The organism is Kitasatospora sp. NPDC005856, from assembly GCF_040629945.1.
Lineage (GTDB): Bacteria > Actinomycetota > Actinomycetes > Streptomycetales > Streptomycetaceae > Kitasatospora.
Window position 1 is genome coordinate 1 of record NZ_JBEXWT010000066.1, and the last position, 18277, is coordinate 18277.

Consider the following 18277-nt stretch of genomic DNA (forward strand, 5'->3'; position numbering starts at 1 on the left):
CGCCCTGCCCCCCCCCGGCCCCCCCCCCCCCCCCCCCCCCGCCCCCCCCCCCCCCCCCCGGGGGGGGGGGGGGGGCCCCCCCGCGCCCCCCCCCCCCCGCCCCCCCCCGCCCCTACGCGCTCTCGAGCCGCACGTAGGACTCCTTGAGGTACTCGTGCACCGCCTGCTGGGGCACCCGGAAGGACCGTCCGACCCGGATGGCCGGCAGCTCTCCGCTGTGCACCAGCCGGTACACCGTCATCTTGGACACCCGCATGACCGCGGCGACCTCCGCCACGGTCAGGAAGACGACTTCCTGAAGGGGGCGCTCGACGGAACTCATGACCATCACCCGACCCTTACCCGTGTGCAAGGCACCGGCTTCCCCTCCGGTGACTCCACCGGCACACGTGTATCCCCAGAGTAGTTATGGGTGGTACCAGTGGGAAGAGGGGAAGTGCAGTCCTCGTACGGTGAGAGATAGGACTGTTGCAGTACGTAGCCGATCGGCCGATGGCACCGCCCGACGTACGCACGGCCCTGCCGGGGCGGCGCCGGGGCGGCGGGTTCAGGCCAGCAGTCCGTGATGGGGGAACACCGCCCGGCGGGTGGCGAGGATGGCCTGATCGAGCCGGTCGGCCGGATCGTAACCCGAATCGAAGTCGCGCCAGGCCGGGCGGGCGCCGTCGGTCATCCGCAGCGGGGCGGGGCGGCGGGTGCGACGGTAGACCTCGGCGCGCCAGGACTCGGGGGTCTCGGTCGCCGGGTCGACGGGCCGGGCGGCGGCGGTGGCGACCAGGTGGGTCCAGGTGCGCGGGACGACGTCCACCACGGCGTAGCCGCCCCCGCCGGTGGCCACCCAGCGGCCGCCGGCGTGCTGGTGGGCGAGGTCGTGCAGCGCCTCGGCGATCAGCCGCTGGGCGTCCACGGTGACGGCGAGGTGGGCGAGCGGGTCCTCCAGGTGGGTGTCGGCGCCGTGCTGGGTGACCAGGACCTGTGGCCGGAACGCGTCGAGCAGTTCGGGCACCAGGGCGTGGAAGGCGCGCAGCCAGCCGGCGTCGCCGGTGCCCGCGGGCAGCGGCAGGTTGGCGGCGGAGCCGGGGGCGTCCTCGCCGCCGGTCTCGATCGACCAGCCGGTCTGCGGGAAGAGCGTGGCGGGGTGCTCGTGCAGCGAGACGGTGAGCACCCGGGGGTCGTTCCAGAACGCCGCCTGGACGCCGTCGCCGTGGTGGACGTCCACGTCGACGTAGGCGACCCGCTCGGCACCGAGTTCGAGCAGCCGGGCGATGGCCAGCGCCGGGTCGTTGTAGACGCAGAAGCCGGAGGCCTTGCCGGGCATCGCGTGGTGCAGCCCCCCGGTGAAGTTGACGGCGTGTGGGGTCTCGCCGCGCCAGACCGCCTCGGCGGCGGCCACGGACTGGCCCGCGATCAGCGCCGAGGCCGAATGGATCGCCGGGAAGGACCAGTTGTCGTCGGTGCCGAGTCCGTGCAGCGGGTCGGAGCGCTCGGGGTGGGCGGCGGCATCGCGGACCGCCTCGACGTAGTCCCGGGTGTGCACCAGCCGGAGGGTGGACTCGCCGGCCGGCGGTGCGGAGCGGACGGTCACCCCGGGCCCGGCGCTCAGCCCGAGGGCCTCGACCAGGCGCATGGTGAGGGCCAGCCGGGTCGGGTCCATGGGGTGGCCGGGGCCGAAGTCGTAGGCGGTGACGGCCTCGTCCCAGAAGAGGTGCAGGCCGCAGGGGGTGTCACGCTCGGCTTCGGGCATGGCCTCCACCGTAGCGGGTGGCGGCGGCCGGACCGCCTCCAGGGCGCGCCGGGGCGCAACGCCCGGGAACGCGCGGACGCCAGGTGCGCGATGAAACTACGGAAGTTGTGGGGCAACTGTGGAGGCGGGTGTTGAGGCGGTACAGACAAACGCGCCGCGACTCCATATCCTCTCCGCCATGAAGCCATTCAGCGTGCAACGCCTTGGGGTAATTCTCGCTGCAATACTGGGTTTTGGCGTGTTCTTCGCTGCCCAGCCGGCCTCCGCCGCGGTCAGCGGCACCACCTTCGCGGTCGACAAGTCGACGGCCAAGGCGGGAGACCAGCTGACCCTGACGCTGTCGCTCACCAACAGTGAGAACAGCCCGATCTACTTCGCCTACGAGGCCGTCCAGCCGACCTGGCCGGCCAACTCGCAGGCCGGAGCGTTCACCGTCGTCAGCTGCACCGGTGACACCTCCGACTGCGCGTTCAGCGGGAACAGCGCCAACTTCCACTTCAACGCGCCGATCGCGCCCGGAGCGACGAAGAGCGTCACGCTCACCGTCAAGATCACCGACACCCCGGCCTGGGGCTCCGCGCCGTACACGCTGAACTGGGCGCCGTACGTCTACTACGAGTTCGGCCAGGTGGGCGGCACCACCACGGCCAAGGACCAGGGCTGGACCTACGGGCTGCCCGAGCTCCAGACCGTGATCAGCTGACCCCACGTCCCGTCCACCGCCCCCGCCGTCACCCGACGGCGGGGGCCGCCGTTCGCGCGGGCTCCGGGGCGAAGCGGTCGGCCAGCGGCAGGACGGCGAGCACCAGCAGCATCGGGGCGAGCAGCGCCCAGCGGTACGAGCTCGCGTCCGCGATCGCCCCGACCAGCGGCGAACCGAGCAGGAAACCCACGTAGTTGAAGAGGTTGAGCCGGGCCACCACCGCGTCCGAGTCGGCCGGGAAGAGCCGGCCGCCGGCCGCGAACACCTGCGGGATGATCGCGCAGATGCCGAAGCCCAGCACGGTGAAGCCGGCGATGCCCGCCCAGGCGGCGGGCGCGACGGCGGCCAGCCCGAAGCCGAGCGCGGCCAGCGCGGCACCGGTGCGGACCACCGGGACGGCGCCGAAACGCTGCACCGCGCGGTCGCCCAGGGCCCGGCCGAGCAGCATCGCGACCATGTAGCCCAGGTAGGAGAGCTTGGCGAGGTCCTCCCGGCTGCCCAGCCCGTCGGTGAGGTACTTGACGCTGTAGTTGGAGACCGAGGCGTCCGCGATGTACGTGAAGGCCATCGCCAGGCAGAGCGGCAGCAGCGGACGCCAGGGGACGGGCCGGGCGGCGGCCCCGGCGGCCTCCCGGGTGGCGTCCCGGACGGCGTCCCGGACGGCGTCGCCGGGTTCGACCGGGCCGGCGGCGGGGATCCCCCCGGCCGAAGGCCGGGGAAGGGTGCCGGCCAGCAGCGCGAGCGGGGCGATCACCGCGGCGGCCGTGCCGAACAGCACCGGCAGCCCGAGGTCGTAGTGGGAGCCGAGGCCCGCCAGGGCCGCGCCGATGATGCCGCCGAGGCTGAACGCGGCATGGAAGCCGATCATGATCGAGCGGCCGTAGCGGTGCTGGAGCCCCACTCCCACCATGTTCATGCTGGCGTCCAGCCCGCCCACCAGCAGCCCGAACGCGCCGAGGGCCAGGGCGAGTTGCCACAGCCCGCCACCCAGCCCGACGGCCGCCAGGCTGAGACAGACGGCGGGCTGGACCACCCGCAGCACGGCCCGCGCGCCGGTGCGCTTCACCAGCTGCTCCGAGACGATCGAACCGACCCCGGCCAGGATCGGCACCGCGGCCAGGAAGACCGGCAGCAGCGCGTCGCTCAGCCCGTACCGGTGCTGGATCTCCGGGATGCAGGTGACCAGCAGGGCGAAGGTGGTGCCCTGGAGCAGGAAGCTGGCGGTGAGCGCGGCCCGCCCCGCGCGCAGGCCGGGCGCCGGGGCGGACGGGACGGACGGGACGGGCCGTGCGGGCGGTGCGGCACTCAAGCGGACCTCCAGGCGGACTCCACACGGACCTCGCCGACCTCGCCGGCCCCACTACCGGCCGGTAGGACGATGTTGGCGAGAGCGTAGGGGGTGCGCCGCGTTTGCGGGAGGGGTCGCGCAGCGGTCGTTCACCGCGGGGCCCGGCTCACTTGCCGCCGGAGGCCAGCTCCCGGGAGCGGTCCCGGGCCGCCTCCAGGGCGCCGAGCAGCGCGGCCCGCACCCCGTGGTTCTCCAGCTCGCGGATCGCCGCGATGGTGGTGCCGGCCGGGGAGGTGACCGCCTCGCGCAGCTTCACCGGGTGCTCGCCGGAATCGCGCAGCATCACCGAGGCGCCGATCGCGGACTGCACGATCAGGTCGTGCGCCACCTGCCGGGGCAGCCCGAGCAGGATGCCGGCGTCGGTCATCGCCTCGACCAGGAAGTAGAAGTAGGCCGGACCGGAGCCGGACAGCGCGGTGGCCGCGTCCTGCTGGGACTCGGGCAGCCGCAGCGCCTTGCCGACCGAGCTGAAGATCTCCTCGGCACGCACCAGGTGCTCCTCCCCCGCGTGCGAACCGGCCGAGATGACGCTCATCCCCTCGTCCACCAGGACCGGGGTGTTGGGCATCACCCGGACCACCGGGGTGCCCGCCGCCAACCGCTCCTCGAACCAGGAGGTGGGGACGCCGGCCGCGGCCGAGATCACCAGCCGGTCCGCGCCGACGTGCGGGGCCAGCTCCTCCAACAGGGTGCCCATGTCCTGCGGCTTGACCGCGAGGATCAGGGTGTCGGCGAGCTTGGCGGCCTCGGCGTTGGAGACGGCCACCACGCCGTAGCGGGCCGCGAGTTCGACCGCCCGCTCCGGACGGCGGGCGGTCACCAGGACGTCGGCCGGGTTCTTGCCGGCCCGCAGCAGACCGGAGAGCAGGGCCTCTCCGATCTTGCCGGTGCCCAGGAAGGCGATCTTCTGTCCGTGCGCCGCGCTGCTGCCCATGGTCCGCTCCTTGCCTCGGTACTGCGGCTATCCTCGCACCGCCCGGCGGCCCGCGCGGGGACCGTCCGCTCCGTGGTCGCCCCGCACCCGAACGACCCTGCCCCTAGGGAGAAAACTCGGGGTTTCCCCTATGGCCTCCCGGCCCCGGCGAGCGCACCGTGGAGGCATGGCACACGACGAAATGTCCCGACGTGAGAACCGGCAACTCGCCGTCGCCTCGGCGACCGTGGGCCCGTGGCGGACCGCCGCGGGGGTCGGTGCGGTGGTGGGGGCGACGGCCCTGGGGATCGAGGCGATCTCCGGGAACTGGTCGCTGAGCATGCTGGCCTCACCGGCCGGCTGGGGTCTGTTCTTCTTCTTCCTGGTCGGCACCGTCGGCGGGCGACTGCGGCGCGACACCACCGACCGGCGGCTGCGCCGCTGGGCGAACGAGCACCCGTGGCAGTCCGCGCTCCCGGCGGCCGGCGGCCTGCTGGCGCTGAACACGCTGGCCCAGCTGTTCCTCGGCGACGCGGGCCTGTTCGGCGCCTTCTTCGTCTCGCTGCTGCCGGCCGGCCTGCTGCTGGCGATCGCCGGGGCGGTCGGGTCGGTCAAGCAGGCCCGCGGCAAGGGCTGAGCTCGGGCTCCGGCTCGGGCTCGGGCTCCGGCTCGGGGGCAGGGCTCGGGGCAGGGCTCGGGCTCGGAGTGCGGGGCTCAGGACGCCGGCGAGGTTCCGGACGAAGCGGGGTGAACCGTCACCCGACTCGCGCGAGTTCACCACCCGGTGTGCCCCCGATCGGCACATCGTCACCCCCCGTCGTCATACTGGCGCGATGCCGATAGCCGAAGATCCGCAACCGCGCCCCTCCGGAGGCGACGAGCCGGGCGGGTCCGACCCGTCCGGAACGGGTGAGAAGGACCCGTTCGCCGGCCTCGTCCTGGACGACGAGTTCGTCCGCGGGGCCACCGTCAAGGAGCAGAGCGGGCGCACCCGCATGCTGTCCGCCCGGTGGAAGCACACTCCGCCGGTCGATCCGGGCGGCCGCCGCTCGGTCAACGACGGCCCGTCCGCGGCCAAGGGCCGGTTCGGCCGCAAGCCGAAGCCCGCCGCGCTCGACCCGTGGGGCAACCCGCGCCCGCGCCGCCGCGGCTGGCGCGCGCCGCTGCTCGTGGTGCTGACCGTCGCGGTGGTGCTCTCCGTCATGAACGTCGACGGGCTGCGCACGTGGTTTTCGGACCACGTCTGGAAGAGCTCCTCGGCCGCCCCCGTCCCGCTCCCCACCGTCGCCCCGGAGACCGCCAAGCCGACCGCGGCGCCACCGGCCACCCCGGACGACCAGCCGACCGTGGACCGCCCCTGGAAGGGCTCTCCCGCCGAGGGCTGGCCGAACGGCCAGGAGGCCTTCGTGCTGCCCGAGGCCAAGGCCGTCGGCGTCTTCTCGGCCGACGAGGTCGCCGACCAACTCCAGTCGGTCAAGACCTACCTGACGGCCGCCAACCTCGACCCCCAGGTGATCGCGGGTGCCCGGCCGGAGGCCTCGCTGGCGATGCTCGACCGCGCGGACCGGGCGAACGCCGGCGCCGCCCTCGACCACCCCACCAAGGAGACCGACCCGACCAGCTGGTTCACCCGTTTCGACCCGCGCGAGGCCGCCCTGGTGGGCACCACCGTCAAGGTCCAGGGCCGGATCAGCTACGAGGGGGACGGGGACGGGGGCGTGCTGGTGCACACCGACTTCACCTTCGTCTACCCGCTGCAGCCGGGCCCGGACGCGGAGAAGCTGGCTTCGTCCCGCCGCCGTACGCCGGGCACCGCGCCGGGCACCGCGCCGGGCGGCACCGCCAAGCCGGCCGGCCTCGCCTCCCGGGCGGCCGCCGCCAACACCGGCGACACCTGGACGACCCGCACCATCGTGCGCAAGGTCGACGACATCCGCTTCTACGACCCGAAGCACTACAAGGTCGACGCGAAGAAGCTGGTGTTCGACAAGACCCAGTGGGACGCCGGCAACAGCGCCTGCGACGTCTACGACGGCTTCCTGCACCCGCAGTTCCAGCAGTTCGAGAGCCACGACCCGGCGCCGACCGGTCCGACCACCGACCCGTACGACCGGAGCAAGGACATCGCCCCGGCCGACCAGTGCGGCAGCGTCAGCCGGACCTAGGTCCGTGCGCGGGAGGCGTCAGCGCTTGCGCTTGGCCCGGCCCGGCGCCTTGGCGTCGGGCCGGCGGCTACGGCTCGCCTGGCGCTTCTCGTGCTGGACGACGGCCCGCTCGTAGGCGGCCCGCTGGACCGCCTCGCCGGGGGCCTCGACCAGGCTCCGGGCGAAATAGGCGAGCAGTGAGCCGGCGCCGCCGATCAACCAGACCGCGCCGAGCGACTTGTCCTCGGCCATCCAGCCGGTCAGCTGGTCCTTGCCCTCGGTGAGCACCTTCCAGGTGCGCCGCACGGCCATCATCGAGCAGACCGCGATGGCGGCGGTCAGCAGCCCGTTGAGGAACGTGCCGCTGTCGGAGAGGGCGATGCCCTCCACGCCGAAGCGCAGCAGCAGCACCACGGCGGCCGCCGCGACCAGGGCGCCGATCGACACGGCGACCCGGCGCAGCCAGTAGCCGTCGTCCCGGTTCAGCCAGCTGGTGCCGAACCAGCGGATCGGCGCCGGCTCGGGGGCGGGGGCGGGGGCGGGGATGGGGGGCTGCTCACTCACGTCGTCGATTATCACCCGGTCGCCCCACACGGCGGAGGAGCCGTCCCGGCCGGTGGGACGGCTCCTCCTCGTCGGGTACGGGCCCGGCGTCGTTCCGTACGGGCCCGGCGTCGTTCCGTACGGGCCCGGCCGCCGTCAGCCGAGCTTGGACACGTCCCGGACGGCGCCCTTGTCGGCGGAGGTGGCCATCGCCGCGTAGGCGCGCAGGGCCTGGCTGACCTGCCGCTCGCGGTTCTTCGGCCGGTAGCCGCCCGCCGCCTCCAGGGCGCGGCGGCGCTCCGCCAGGACCTCGTCCGGCACCTCCAGGGAGATCCGGCGGCCGGGGATGTCGATGGCGATGGTGTCGCCGTCCTCGACCAGCGCGATGGTGCCGCCGGAGGCCGCCTCCGGGGAGGCGTGGCCGATGGACAGGCCCGAGGTGCCACCGGAGAAGCGGCCGTCGGTGACCAGCGCGCAGGCCTTGCCCAGGCCCCGGCCCTTGAGGAACGAGGTCGGGTAGAGCATCTCCTGCATGCCCGGGCCGCCCTTGGGGCCCTCGTAGCGGATGACGACGACGTCGCCCTCCTTGACCCGCTTGGCGAGGATCGCCTCGACCGCGTCCTCCTGGGACTCGACCACGACGGCCGGGCCGCTGAAGGTCCAGATCGACTCGTCCACGCCGGCGGTCTTCACGATGCAGCCGTCCTCGGCGAGGTTGCCGTACAGCACGGCCAGGCCGCCCTCGACCGAGTAGGCGTGCTCGACGCTGCGGATGCAGCCCCTGACGGCGTCGGTGTCCAGCGACTCCCAGCGCTCGGACTGCGAGAAGGCCTCGGCGGAGCGGACGCAGCCGGGGGCGGCGTGCCACAGCTCGACGGCCTCCGCGGAGGGCGAACCGCCGCGCACGTCCCAGGTCTTGAGCCACTCGGCGAGCGAGTCGGCGTGCACGGTGTGGACGTCCTCGTTGAGCAGCCCGCCCCGGTACAGCTCGCCGAGGATGGCCGGGATGCCGCCGGCCCGGTGCACGTCCTCCATGTAGTACGAGCCGTTCGGCGCGACCTTGGACAGGCAGGGCACCTTGCGGGAGATCGCGTCGATGGCCCGCTGGTCGAAGTCCAGCTCGGCCTCCTGGGCGGCGGCGAGCAGGTGCAGGATCGTGTTGGTCGAGCCGCCCATGGCGATGTCCAGGGCCATGGCGTTCTCGAAGGCGGCGCGGGTGGCGATCGCGCGCGGCAGCACGGAGTGGTCGTCCTGGCCGTAGTGGCGGTTGGCGATCTCGACGACGGTCCGGCCGGCGTCCTCGTAGAGGGCCTTGCGGGCGGTGTGGGTGGCGAGCACCGAGCCGTTGCCCGGCAGCGAGAGGCCGATCGCCTCGGTCAGGCAGTTCATAGAGTTGGCGGTGAACATGCCGGAGCACGAGCCGCAGGTGGGGCAGGCGTTCTCCTCGATGATCGCGATGTCCTCGTCGGAGACGTTCTCGTTGACCGCCTGGGAGATCGCGTCGACCAGGTCGAGCTTGCGCACGGTGCCGTCGACCAGGGTGGCCTTGCCGGCCTCCATCGGGCCGCCGGAGACGAAGACGGTCGGGATGTTCAGGCGCAGCGCGGCCATCAGCATGCCCGGGGTGATCTTGTCGCAGTTGGAGATGCAGATCAGGGCGTCGGCGCAGTGCGCGTTCACCATGTACTCGACCGAGTCGGCGATCAGGTCGCGCGAGGGCAGCGAGTAGAGCATGCCGCCGTGGCCCATCGCGATGCCGTCGTCCACGGCGATGGTGTTGAACTCGCGCGGAATGCCGCCCGCCCGCTTGATCGCCTCGGAGACGATCCGGCCGACCGGCTGGAGGTGGGTGTGCCCGGGGACGAACTCGGTGAAGGAGTTGGCGACCGCGATGATCGGCTTGCCGAAGTCCTCGCGGGCTACGCCGGCCGCCCGGAGAAGCGCCCGGGCGCCTGCCATGTTGCGACCGTGGGTGACCGTACGGGACCTCAGCTCGGGCACTGTGCTCCACTCCTTCGGGGCTCTCGCGGGCACCCCGCTGCTGGGAGGGTCCGGGGGCCGCTGTGGGTACCGAGCCTACGCCCGCCGTCCGGCCGGCGGACGGTCCGTCCGCGATGCGGGCAGGCGGCGGGCCCCCCGGTCAGTCCCGCTTGACGGCCACGGTGAGGTCGAGGCTGAACGGCTCGACCACGATGCCGTCCGGGAACGCGGCGACCATGGCCTCCCGTTCGGCGGCCAGCACCGGCGCGCGCTCCTCGGGGCCGAGCGAGGCCAGGTAGGAGCGGGAGGTGAGGTCGGTGAGCACGTGCTCGACGGTGACCCGCCGCTCCCAGTGCAGCACCGTCCGTTCGACCGCGAGGCCGGCCGGGGCGAAGTGGCTGACGTGCCCGCCGATCCCGCCGTAGCCGTGGAAGCGGCCGGGGAGGGCGGCGGCCATCCGCTCGTTCCTGGCCCGGACCCACGGCACGGTCTCGTCGTGCACGTTCCACCAGGCGGCGACGGCACCGCCGGGCCGCAGCACCCGGATCGCCTCGGGGACGGACTTCTCGGGGTACGTCCAGTGGAACGCCTGGGCGTAGGTGACCAGGTCGGCGGAGCGGTCGTGGAAGGGCAGGTCGTCACCGGTGCCGCGGACCAGCGGCAGGACGGGCGAGGAGAGCAGGAACCGGGCGGCCATGCCGGGGCTGGGCTCGACGGCGACGACCTCCGCACCCCGCGCGGCCAGCAGCCGGGTGGCGATGCCGGTGCCGGCGCCGACGTCCAGGACGCGGGCACCGTCCAGGCCTCGGCCCCAGAGCCGCTCCAGCGCGTCGAACAGCTCGCCGGGGTAGCCGGGGCGACCCTGCTCGTACTCGGCGGCGACCCCGCCGAAGCTCACGGCAGCCTCGCGGTAGTCCCGACTCTCCGTCATGCGTCCCCCTCCGTACGGCAGTTCGTGTCGTTCGTGTCCGGGCGGACCCGGCGACTCAGCGTACGCGCGAGGGGGTGGCGAGGTGCAAACGGGTGAAGGCGAGGGCCTCGGCCAGGTCGGCCTCGCGTTCGGCGGGGGAGGCCGAGCGCCGGGTGTTGACCTCCAGCACCACGTGACCGTCGAAGCCGGTGCGGGCGAGGTGCTCCAGCAGCTCGGCGCAGGGCTGCTTGCCACGGCCGGGGATCAGGTGCTCGTCCTTGCCGGAACCGCTGCCGTCGGCCAGGTGGACGTGGGCGAGCCGGTCGCCCATCCGCTCGACCATGGCGAAGGTGTCGATCCGGGAGGTGGCCGCGTGCGAGAGGTCGATCGTGAAGTGCCGGTAGTCCTCGTCGGTGACGTCCCAGCCCGGCGCGTACGCGAGCATCTCGCGGTCGCGGTAGCGCCACGGGTACATGTTCTCGACGGCGAAGCGGACGTCCGTCTCGCCCGCCATCCGGTGGATGCCCTCGACGAACTCCCGGGCGTACTGGCGCTGCCAGCGGAACGGCGGGTGGACGACCACGGCGCTCGCGCCCAGCTTCTCGGCCGCCGCCCGGGCCCGGACCAGCTTGGTCCACGGGTCGGTGGTCCACACCCGCTGGGTGATCAGCAGGCAGGGCGCGTGCACGGCCAGGATGGGCAGCTGGTGGGCGTCGGAGAGGCGGCGCAGGGCGTCGACGTCCTGGCTGACCGGGTCGTTCCAGACCATCACCTCGACGCCGTCGTAGCCGAGCTTGGCGGCCAGCTCGAAGGCGACGGCGGTGCTCGCCGGGTACACCGAGGCGGTGGACAGCACCACCTTGGTGTCGGGGATGTGCAGGGCCGGGTGCCGGGGCAGCACCAGGCGGTCGGTGGTGCGCAGCAGCGGCGGGCGGGCTGCGTCGCGCTTGGCGGCCTTGACCGAGCGGACGGACTGGACGGCGGCCTTGGCGGCGCCGGCGGCCCGGGCGGTGCGGGTCTCCTTGGGGGCGGCGGGCTTGGGGGTGGCGGGGTGCGGGGCGGCGGGCTTGGGGGTGGCGGGGTGCTGCCTGGTCCTCGCCGTCCTCACGGACTTCACCCCGGTCGTCTTCGGCCCGGTCGTCTTCGTTGCCGCCGTCTTCGCGGTCTTGGCTGCGGCCGTCTTCGCTCGGGTCGTCTCCGCGCGGGACGCCTTCGCTCCGGCGGTCTTCGCCGCCGCCGTCTTCGCGGTGCGCTGGGCGGCCTTGACGGCCTTCGCGGCCTGCTTGGCGGCCTGGGCGGCGGTGGCGGCCGTGACCGCCTTGCCGAGCCGGCGGCGCGGGGCGTCCGGCCGCGACTGCCCGTTCCCGGGAGTGCGGCCCTCCTGCGTTCCGTCCTCGCCCGCTGGTTGCACCACGGGAGACAGCGTAAGCGGAGCACGCTGCGAACGGAGCGGGATGACCGGCGCAGTGACCATCGGCACGTTGTCCCGGCGTGGTGTGCCGGGCGGTCGACCGGTGTGGGCCCGGGGCGCCCGGGGCGCCCGGACGGCTCGGACGGCCCGGGGGCCCGGGGGTGCCCGGGGCGCCCGGACGGCTCGGACGGCCCGGGGGCCCGGGGGTGCCCGGGTTACGGGGTGAGCGCCGGGCGGCGACGGTCGGCGGGGCTGTCCATGGTGTCCAGCCGGCGCAGGATGATGCCCTCGCGCAGCGCCCACGGGCAGACGTCCAGCTCCTCCAGGCCGAACAGGTCCATCGCGGCGTCGGCGACCAGCGCGCCGGCCAGCAGCTGCTTGGCCCGGCCCTCGGAGACGCCGGGGATCCGGGCGCGCTCGGCGACGGTCATCGCGGACAGCCGCGGCAGCCAGGACGCCAGCCCGCTGCGGGTGAGCCGGCGGTCGGCGTACGGGCCGGCGTCCGCGGGGGCGGCGCCGGTCATCCGGGCCAGCTGCTTGAAGGTCTTGGAGGTGGCGACCGCGTGCCGCGGCGGGCCGAGCCGGTTGATCTCGCTGACCACGGTGGCGAGCTCGGCCCGGATGTGGCGTCGCAGCTCGCGCAGCCCGTCCGGGTCGGCGACGTCACCCGGCAGCCAGCGGGCGGTGAGCCGGCCGGCGCCCAGCGGCAGAGAGCAGGCGACGTCCGGCTGCTCGTCCAGGCCGCAGGCGATCTCCAGCGAGCCGCCGCCGATGTCCAGGTTGAGCAGCCGGCCCGAGGACCAGCCGAACCAGCGGCGGACGGCCAGGAAGGTGAGCCGGGCCTCGTCCTGCCCGGACAGCACGCGCAGCTCGACGCCGGTCTCGGCGGTCACCCGGCGCAGCACCTCCTCGCCGTTGGCCGCCTCGCGCACGGCGGAGGTGGCGAACGGGAGGATGTCGACGACGCCCTTGTCCTCGGCGACCCGCAGCGAGGAGGCGACGTGGCCGACCAGTCGCTCGACGCCGGCCTCGCTTATCGCGCCGTCCGCGTCCAGCAGCTCGGCCAGGCGCAGCTCGGCCTTGTGCGAGTACGCGGGCAGCGGAGCAGCGCCCGGGTGGGCGTCCACCACGAGGAAGTGGACCGTGTTGGAACCTACGTCGAGCACACCGAGTCGCATAACTCTCCACGCTACGCGATCCGTGCCCTGGCGAGAGGGGGTACGGCGGTATTCCCGCTGGTCCGGGACCGGTCGGCGGGCTCGGCGGTGATCCGGTGGCCCGGGTCGTCCGCGCGAGTACCGACCGGGTGACCAGGGGCCTCGCGGGTTCACCGGTGGCGCGACCGGCGTGCCCGCTGTGCTCCGTGCGCCCGGTGCACTCCGTGTATCCGGTGCGCTCCGTGTGCCTGGTGCGCTCCATGCGCCTGGTGCAACCGGCCGGCCGTCACAGCAGGCCGTCCCAGAGCTGCTCCACGATGACGGCCCACCAGTTCTCCGGGTCGGCGAAGACCGTGCCGTCCGCCTCCGCCAGCGCGCCTTGCAGGGCGGCCACCGCCGCGCCCGCGGCCACCGGGTCGAGCCCGCGCAGAGCGGGCCACCAGCCGGCGAACACCTCCAGGCAGCGGACGAAGGCGCGCAGGCTCGCATTGCCGTGACGGGCGGTCGCGTAGTCCGGGTCCACCGCGCGGACGGCGCCGTCCACCGGGTCGAGGGCCAGCAGCGCCCAGCCGTCCGTCCCCAGCACCAGCTGCCCGGCGAGCGCCAGGCGCTCCCGCTCGGCCGCCCGGGTGCCGCGGCCGGACTCGGCCAGGTGCGCGGCGAGCGGGGGCAGGACAGTGCCCTGGCGGGTGCCGTCGGCGATCGCCTCCGCGCCCGGGTGGTGCAGCGCGAAGAACCCCGGCACGGCCACCGGGACGCCCACCGCCAGCAGCAACGCGGCCGCGTCCCCGGGCAGTTCGGCGCGGGCGACGTCGGCCGGCTCGAACCGCTGGACGCCGGCCGGGCCGAACCGCTCCGCGAGCCGGGCGGCGAGCGCGCTGTCGGGCTCGTCGGGCGCGTTCCGCACCGCACGGGGGAAGGGCACCCGGTTGCGGGCCGGACCGTCCGCCGGCGCGGGCAGCGCCCGCACGGCAGCCGCCCGGTGGTCGAAGCGCGGACCGTACGGGAGCTCGAAGTCGAGCCGGGTGTGGGGCAGTTCGGCGGCCAGCGCGTACGACCAGTAGCCGCCGGGCAGGGCGCTCATCCGCAGGTCGGTCCGGACGGCGAGCACGTCCTCGGCCGCCACGCCCTGCTCGCGCAGCCACCACCAGCCGCGCAGCGCCGGGTGCGGCAGGCCCGCCGCGGAGCGCAGGGCCAACGAGCGCTCCTCGCCGGTCCCCCCGTCCCGGTAGGTCAACTCGGCCCGGGCACCCCGGCCGGTTGCCGGCGGAAGGGTCGGGTCGTAGCCGCCGGCGCCGACGAAGTCCCGGTACAGCCCGACCACTTCGTCCACCGGCACCGAGGGCCACACCGTGAACCGTCCGCTCTCCCGGTCCACCACGGCACAGGCCGCCCCCACCTCCTCGGGCGCCCGCCGCTCCCCCGTCCGCGGGTCGACCACCGCCCGGGCGGGCTTCGCCCACACCACCCAGCCGAGCTCGAACTCGTGGGTGCACACCCGCCGCACCGCCCCGGCGCCCTGCGGCAGATCCCCGTTGATCCACCGGTGCCCCGCCTCCACCGCCTGCGCCCGAGAAATCACCCGGCCACCCCCGTCCCGTCCACTCCCCGCCGCCCGTCCCGGCCCGACCCGCGACCCTACGCCCCCACACCAACCACCAGCACCCACCCACGCCGACTCCCCACGCAACCCCCGCACGCCCCAGAAGCCGCCCCCGCCGACTCCCCACGCAGCCCTCCCCCGGCTGCCGCGCGCCCCTCTCGCACGAAATGTCACCCCCGCCGACTCCCCATGCGCCCAAGCGCCCGGGCTTCCTCCGTTCCGCGCTTCCACAGCTGCCGGGCCCCGTCGCAACTGCGCAGGAAGTCGACTCAGCCGACTTCCCGCGCTCCCCCTCGCGAGAACCGCACACGCCAAAAGTCAGCCCCGCCGACTTTCTGCGCACATGAGGGGAAATTATGTCGGTCGGTCTACTCATTTCCACCCCGGCCCGAGACCCGGCCACCCCGAATCCGCACAGAAAGTCGGACCAGTCGACTTCTCATGCGGACTCCTCCCATTCCGCACGCCCCACCATCGACGGGCAGCACAGGGGCCTGCACAGGAAGTCAACCCAGCCGACTTCCTGTGCAGGCCCCTCACGAGACCCGCACGCACCAAAAGTCGGCGCTTTCGACTTTCCGTGCACCACTGAGGCAAATTATGTCGGTCGGTCTACTTCTTTCCGCCCCAGGCCGGAGCCCAGCAACATCGAATGCGCGCAGGAAGTCGGACGGGCCGACTTCTCGTGCGACACCTCGCGCTTCCGTGCCCTCCGCCGCCGAGGAGCAGCGCAGCGACACGCAGGAAGTCAACCTGGTCGATCTCGTGCGGCTCTCTCCCGCTTCTGCACGCTCCGCGGCTGACGGGCACCGCAGCGGCCCGCGCAGGAAGTCGGACGGGCCGACTTCTCGCGCAGGCCCCTCGCGAACCGAACCCACGCCAGAAATGGCAACCGGCCAGCTCCGCGCGGGCCCAACGCCCAATGCGGCGGTTGGGGGTGAGAAGTCGGATGGGCCGACTTCTCGTGCGGGCTTCTGCCGCTTGCGGGGGCTGCGCGGTTCGGCGTTGAGGGGCCGGGGTCAGGGGGTGGACGCGAGGGGGCGGCCTTCGGGGGTGAGGGTGATGGCCCAGAGGCCTTGGGTGGCGGGGTGGAGGGGGGCGGGGGCTTGGCGGGCGAGTTGGTGGTCGAGGTAGGTGACGGTGTCCTGGTGGTTGACGGCGTTCCAGGCGTGCGGGCGACCGTAGGGGTCGAGGGTGAGGAGCACCGCCTGGGAGCCGTGGCCGGCGCGGCGGAGGTCGTCGGCGAGACGGTCGAAGGCGCGGACGCCGTCGCCCAGGTCCCGGAAGGGGGCGCCGAGTTCGCGTTCGGCGCGGTCCCGGCCGCCGCGTTCGCCGGCGTCGCCCTCGCTGGGGATGCGCGGCGCCGCGCAGGTCGGGCGGCCGGTGTAGGTCTCGACCGCCGAGAGGGCGATCTCCAGGCTGTTGTTGGCCCGGCCCGGTTCGCGGTAGCCGCCGTCGTTGACGGCCTCCGCCCAGCCGCCGGCCGCCGGATCGGGGTGACGGACGGGCAGGCCGTCCTCGTCCCGGGGCGCGCGGCGTTCGAGTTCGGCCTGGTGCTGCGGGTCGACCGGCGCGAGCCCGCCCGGCAGGCCGTACGGACGGCTGTCGGCGATGCTGCGCGGCCGGACCGCCCGATCCTCCGGCCGGGCTCCGCGCCGTGCGCGCAGGGCGAGTTGGAGGGCCATCGCGTGGGCGGTCGCGACCGGGACCGCACCCCAGGCGAGGGTGGGGTCGGCGACGCCCGCCGCGTGCTCCCGCCGCCGGGCCTCCACCGGGTGGGTTTCGGGCCGGCCGATCACCGGGCTGGTCCCGACGATCGGGGGCGCTGCCGGGGGTGGCGGCGCGGCGTGGGCGGGCGGCGGTCCGACGACCGGGTGCGGCGCCGCGCCTGCCGGGGTCCGGGCCGCCGGCGCACCCGGCTGTGACGCACCCGGCTGCGGCGCACCCGACTGCGGCGTACCCGGCTGCGGCGTGCCGACCGCCGACCCACCGCCCACCACGCCGCCCGGACTGCCGGTCGCGCCTGCCCCGACGCCGCTGCCGAACGGCGCCGCCACGTTCACGGGCCCGCCGGCGGCGCCCGCCAACGGCCCGGGCCCGACGGTGCCGACGGGCTGGTACCCGCCGTACCCGCCGCCGTACGCCGGGGTCCCGAACTGCCCGGGCACCGCGACCGGCCGGACCGTCGGCGGAGCGTCCGGCGTCGGGCCGTACCCGGGGCCGCCGGCGGAGGGCGCGGTGACGGGCGTGGTGGCCGGCGCGGCCGGCGCGCTCACCGAGTCCGTCCGCACGGTCACCGGCCCGCCGCCACCGCCGACGCCCGCAGCACCTCCGCCGCCGTGCGAGGAGGCCGCGGGCGCCTGGAGCGGGTAGTCCCCGTCCGACCGGACCGCCGATCCGCCGCCCGGCCGGACCGGCGCGGCCGCGGACGGCGCCGGCGGCGTCCAGTCGCCGCCACCACCGCCGCCACCCGTCGCCCGGTGCTGCCCGGGCGAGCCCCCGGCCGCGGACCCGCCCGCCGACGCCCCGCCCCCCGACGCGCTCGCCGTGACCGCCACGTCCGGCCCACCGACGACCGCCCCCGGATCCGCCACCGCGACCGAGGCCACCGCCACCGCGCCCGGCACCTTCGGGTCCGCCGGCCAGCCGGGCTTGTCACCGCCGGGCTTGTCACCGCCGGGCTTCTCGCCACCAGGCTTGTCGACACCCGGCTTCTCGCCGCCGGGCCCGTCCGCCCCCGCCGTCAGCCCGGCGAGCGGCACCCCGCGGACCGCCTTGCCGTTCTCGTCGGTGAGCTGCGGCTGCCCGTGCTCGTCCAGCCGGACGGCCAGGTCCGCCACCCCGACCACCGGCTTGCCGTCCGGCCCCGGGACGACCAGCAGCCCGGTGGCGTCGGCCACCGGTGTGCCGTCGGCACGGAGGATGACCGGCTGCCCGTCCCGGCCGAGGACGGGCTTGCCGTGCTCGTCCACCTGGACCGTCAGCCCGGGCACGCCGACCAGCGGCTTGCCGTCCTTCCCGGCGAGCAGGACCAGCCCGGAGCCGTCCGCGCCGAGCACGCCCGGTTCGCCGAGGGCGGCGGGCAGCCCGGCGGCGAGCGGGTCGAACGCGCCGCCGCGGTACGAGGCGGCGGTGATCCCCGTCCCCTGCGCGGTGCCGAGCTTCAGCAGGGCGACGGCGGCCGGCTCCTTGAGCACGCCGGACAGGGCGTCCTTCATGGCGCGGCCGAGTTCGGCGAGGAGGCCGCCGATCTTCAGCCCGGCGGCCTCGACGGCGACGGCCGCCATGCCCGCCGCGACCTGCTCGGTGGCGGTGTTCCCCACCTTGGACGCGAGACCGCCGACGGCCTTCCGCAGTCCGCCGACCACCCCGCTCGCCGGGTCGCCGTCGGCCGCCGCGGCGACCTCGGCGGCCGCCCGCTTGGCCTCGGCCGCCTGCTGCTCGGCCTGCCGGAGGTCGGCGGCGAGCTGCTGCAGGGTCGCGATGATCTCGGCCTTGCAGGTGTCCACGGCCCGCGCGGCCGTGTCGAACGCCCCGGCGACCAGCCCGACCGCGCTGTGCGCGTCGTCCAGGTGGCCCTTGCCGCCGCCGCTGAAGCCCTGCCAGTACGTGTCGAAGGCCTCGACCGCGTGGCCGGAGTTGTCGGCGGTGACCCGCCGGACGGACTCGCCGCAGCGACGGGTGAGCCGGTCGGCCTCCTTGCCGAACTCGCGCCAGACGCCGGCGGCCTTGCGCAGGCCCTCCTCGTCGGCCTGCGGCCACTGCTGGCCGGTCCGGGCCAGGACCGGGACCAGTTCCTCGGGCAGTTTCCGGGACACGCG

General features: G+C 74.8%; 14 protein-coding genes. 3 read left to right on the plus strand and 11 right to left on the minus strand.

All coding sequences use genetic code 11. The features are described from left to right. Positions 1–112: 112 nt before the first annotated feature. Together ABZ449_RS30430 and ABZ449_RS30435 are read right to left on the minus strand one after the other, a co-directional pair. On the minus strand, positions 113–322 hold the full coding sequence (locus ABZ449_RS30430; RefSeq protein ID WP_045699258.1) for a helix-turn-helix domain-containing protein: 210 nt from the start codon (positions 320–322) through the stop codon (positions 113–115). 225 nt (positions 323–547) lie between these two features. Next, positions 548–1744 carry an acetoin utilization protein AcuC gene (locus ABZ449_RS30435; RefSeq protein WP_360352605.1) on the minus strand — a complete coding sequence of 399 codons (1197 nt, stop codon included), beginning with the start codon at positions 1742–1744 and terminating at the stop codon, positions 548–550. Positions 1745–1982: 238 nt separating this feature from the next. Here ABZ449_RS30435 and ABZ449_RS30440 point away from each other — a divergent pair, with 238 nt between their 5' ends. Further along, positions 1983–2447, plus strand: a complete 465-nt coding sequence (locus tag ABZ449_RS30440) for a hypothetical protein (RefSeq protein ID WP_360352607.1) — start codon at positions 1983–1985, stop codon at positions 2445–2447. A gap of 28 nt (positions 2448–2475) precedes the next feature. Here ABZ449_RS30440 and ABZ449_RS30445 read toward each other — a convergent pair whose 3' ends face one another. Both ABZ449_RS30445 and proC read right to left on the minus strand, forming a co-directional pair. Next, positions 2476–3756, minus strand: coding sequence for an MFS transporter (locus ABZ449_RS30445; protein ID WP_360352609.1), 1281 nt, complete (start codon positions 3754–3756; stop codon positions 2476–2478). 145 nt (positions 3757–3901) lie between these two features. Then, positions 3902–4729, minus strand: a complete 828-nt coding sequence (proC, locus tag ABZ449_RS30450; RefSeq protein ID WP_360352611.1) for a pyrroline-5-carboxylate reductase — start codon at positions 4727–4729, stop codon at positions 3902–3904. Positions 4730–4895: 166 nt separating this feature from the next. Between proC and ABZ449_RS30455 the strand changes: the two genes are divergently transcribed. After that, the gene (locus tag ABZ449_RS30455; protein ID WP_360352613.1) at positions 4896–5345 is read left to right on the plus strand and encodes a hypothetical protein; all 450 of its coding nucleotides are present in this window, start codon (positions 4896–4898) and stop codon (positions 5343–5345) included. 196 nt (positions 5346–5541) lie between these two features. Then, the gene (locus ABZ449_RS30460) at positions 5542–6873 is read left to right on the plus strand and encodes a hypothetical protein (RefSeq protein WP_360352615.1); all 1332 of its coding nucleotides are present in this window, start codon (positions 5542–5544) and stop codon (positions 6871–6873) included. A gap of 18 nt (positions 6874–6891) precedes the next feature. Here the strand turns inward: ABZ449_RS30460 and ABZ449_RS30465 are convergent, their stop codons facing one another. The 7 genes from ABZ449_RS30465 to ABZ449_RS30495 form a co-directional block, all read right to left on the minus strand. Then, positions 6892–7416 (minus strand): hypothetical protein, encoded by a 525-nt coding sequence (locus tag ABZ449_RS30465; RefSeq protein WP_360352617.1) that lies wholly within the window; start codon positions 7414–7416, stop codon positions 6892–6894. Positions 7417–7551: 135 nt separating this feature from the next. Further along, positions 7552–9396, minus strand: coding sequence for a dihydroxy-acid dehydratase (gene ilvD, locus ABZ449_RS30470; RefSeq protein WP_360352619.1), 1845 nt, complete (start codon positions 9394–9396; stop codon positions 7552–7554). Between the two features lie 139 nt (positions 9397–9535). Next, positions 9536–10306, minus strand: a complete 771-nt coding sequence (locus ABZ449_RS30475) for a methyltransferase domain-containing protein (RefSeq protein ID WP_360352621.1) — start codon at positions 10304–10306, stop codon at positions 9536–9538. A 55-nt stretch (positions 10307–10361) separates the two neighbouring features. Continuing rightward, a complete protein-coding gene (locus tag ABZ449_RS30480) occupies positions 10362–11165 on the minus strand; it encodes a sugar phosphate isomerase/epimerase (RefSeq protein ID WP_360352676.1) in 804 nt (267 codons plus the stop codon). 746 nt (positions 11166–11911) lie between these two features. Then, the gene (locus ABZ449_RS30485) at positions 11912–12874 is read right to left on the minus strand and encodes a Ppx/GppA phosphatase family protein (protein ID WP_360352623.1); all 963 of its coding nucleotides are present in this window, start codon (positions 12872–12874) and stop codon (positions 11912–11914) included. A gap of 265 nt (positions 12875–13139) precedes the next feature. Beyond that, positions 13140–14435 carry an SUKH-4 family immunity protein gene (locus ABZ449_RS30490; RefSeq protein ID WP_360352625.1) on the minus strand — a complete coding sequence of 432 codons (1296 nt, stop codon included), beginning with the start codon at positions 14433–14435 and terminating at the stop codon, positions 13140–13142. 1040 nt (positions 14436–15475) lie between these two features. Continuing rightward, entirely contained in the window at positions 15476–18274 is a 2799-nt protein-coding gene (locus tag ABZ449_RS30495; protein WP_360352627.1) for a toxin glutamine deamidase domain-containing protein, read from the minus strand. Between the last annotated feature and the right edge of the window lie 3 nt (positions 18275–18277).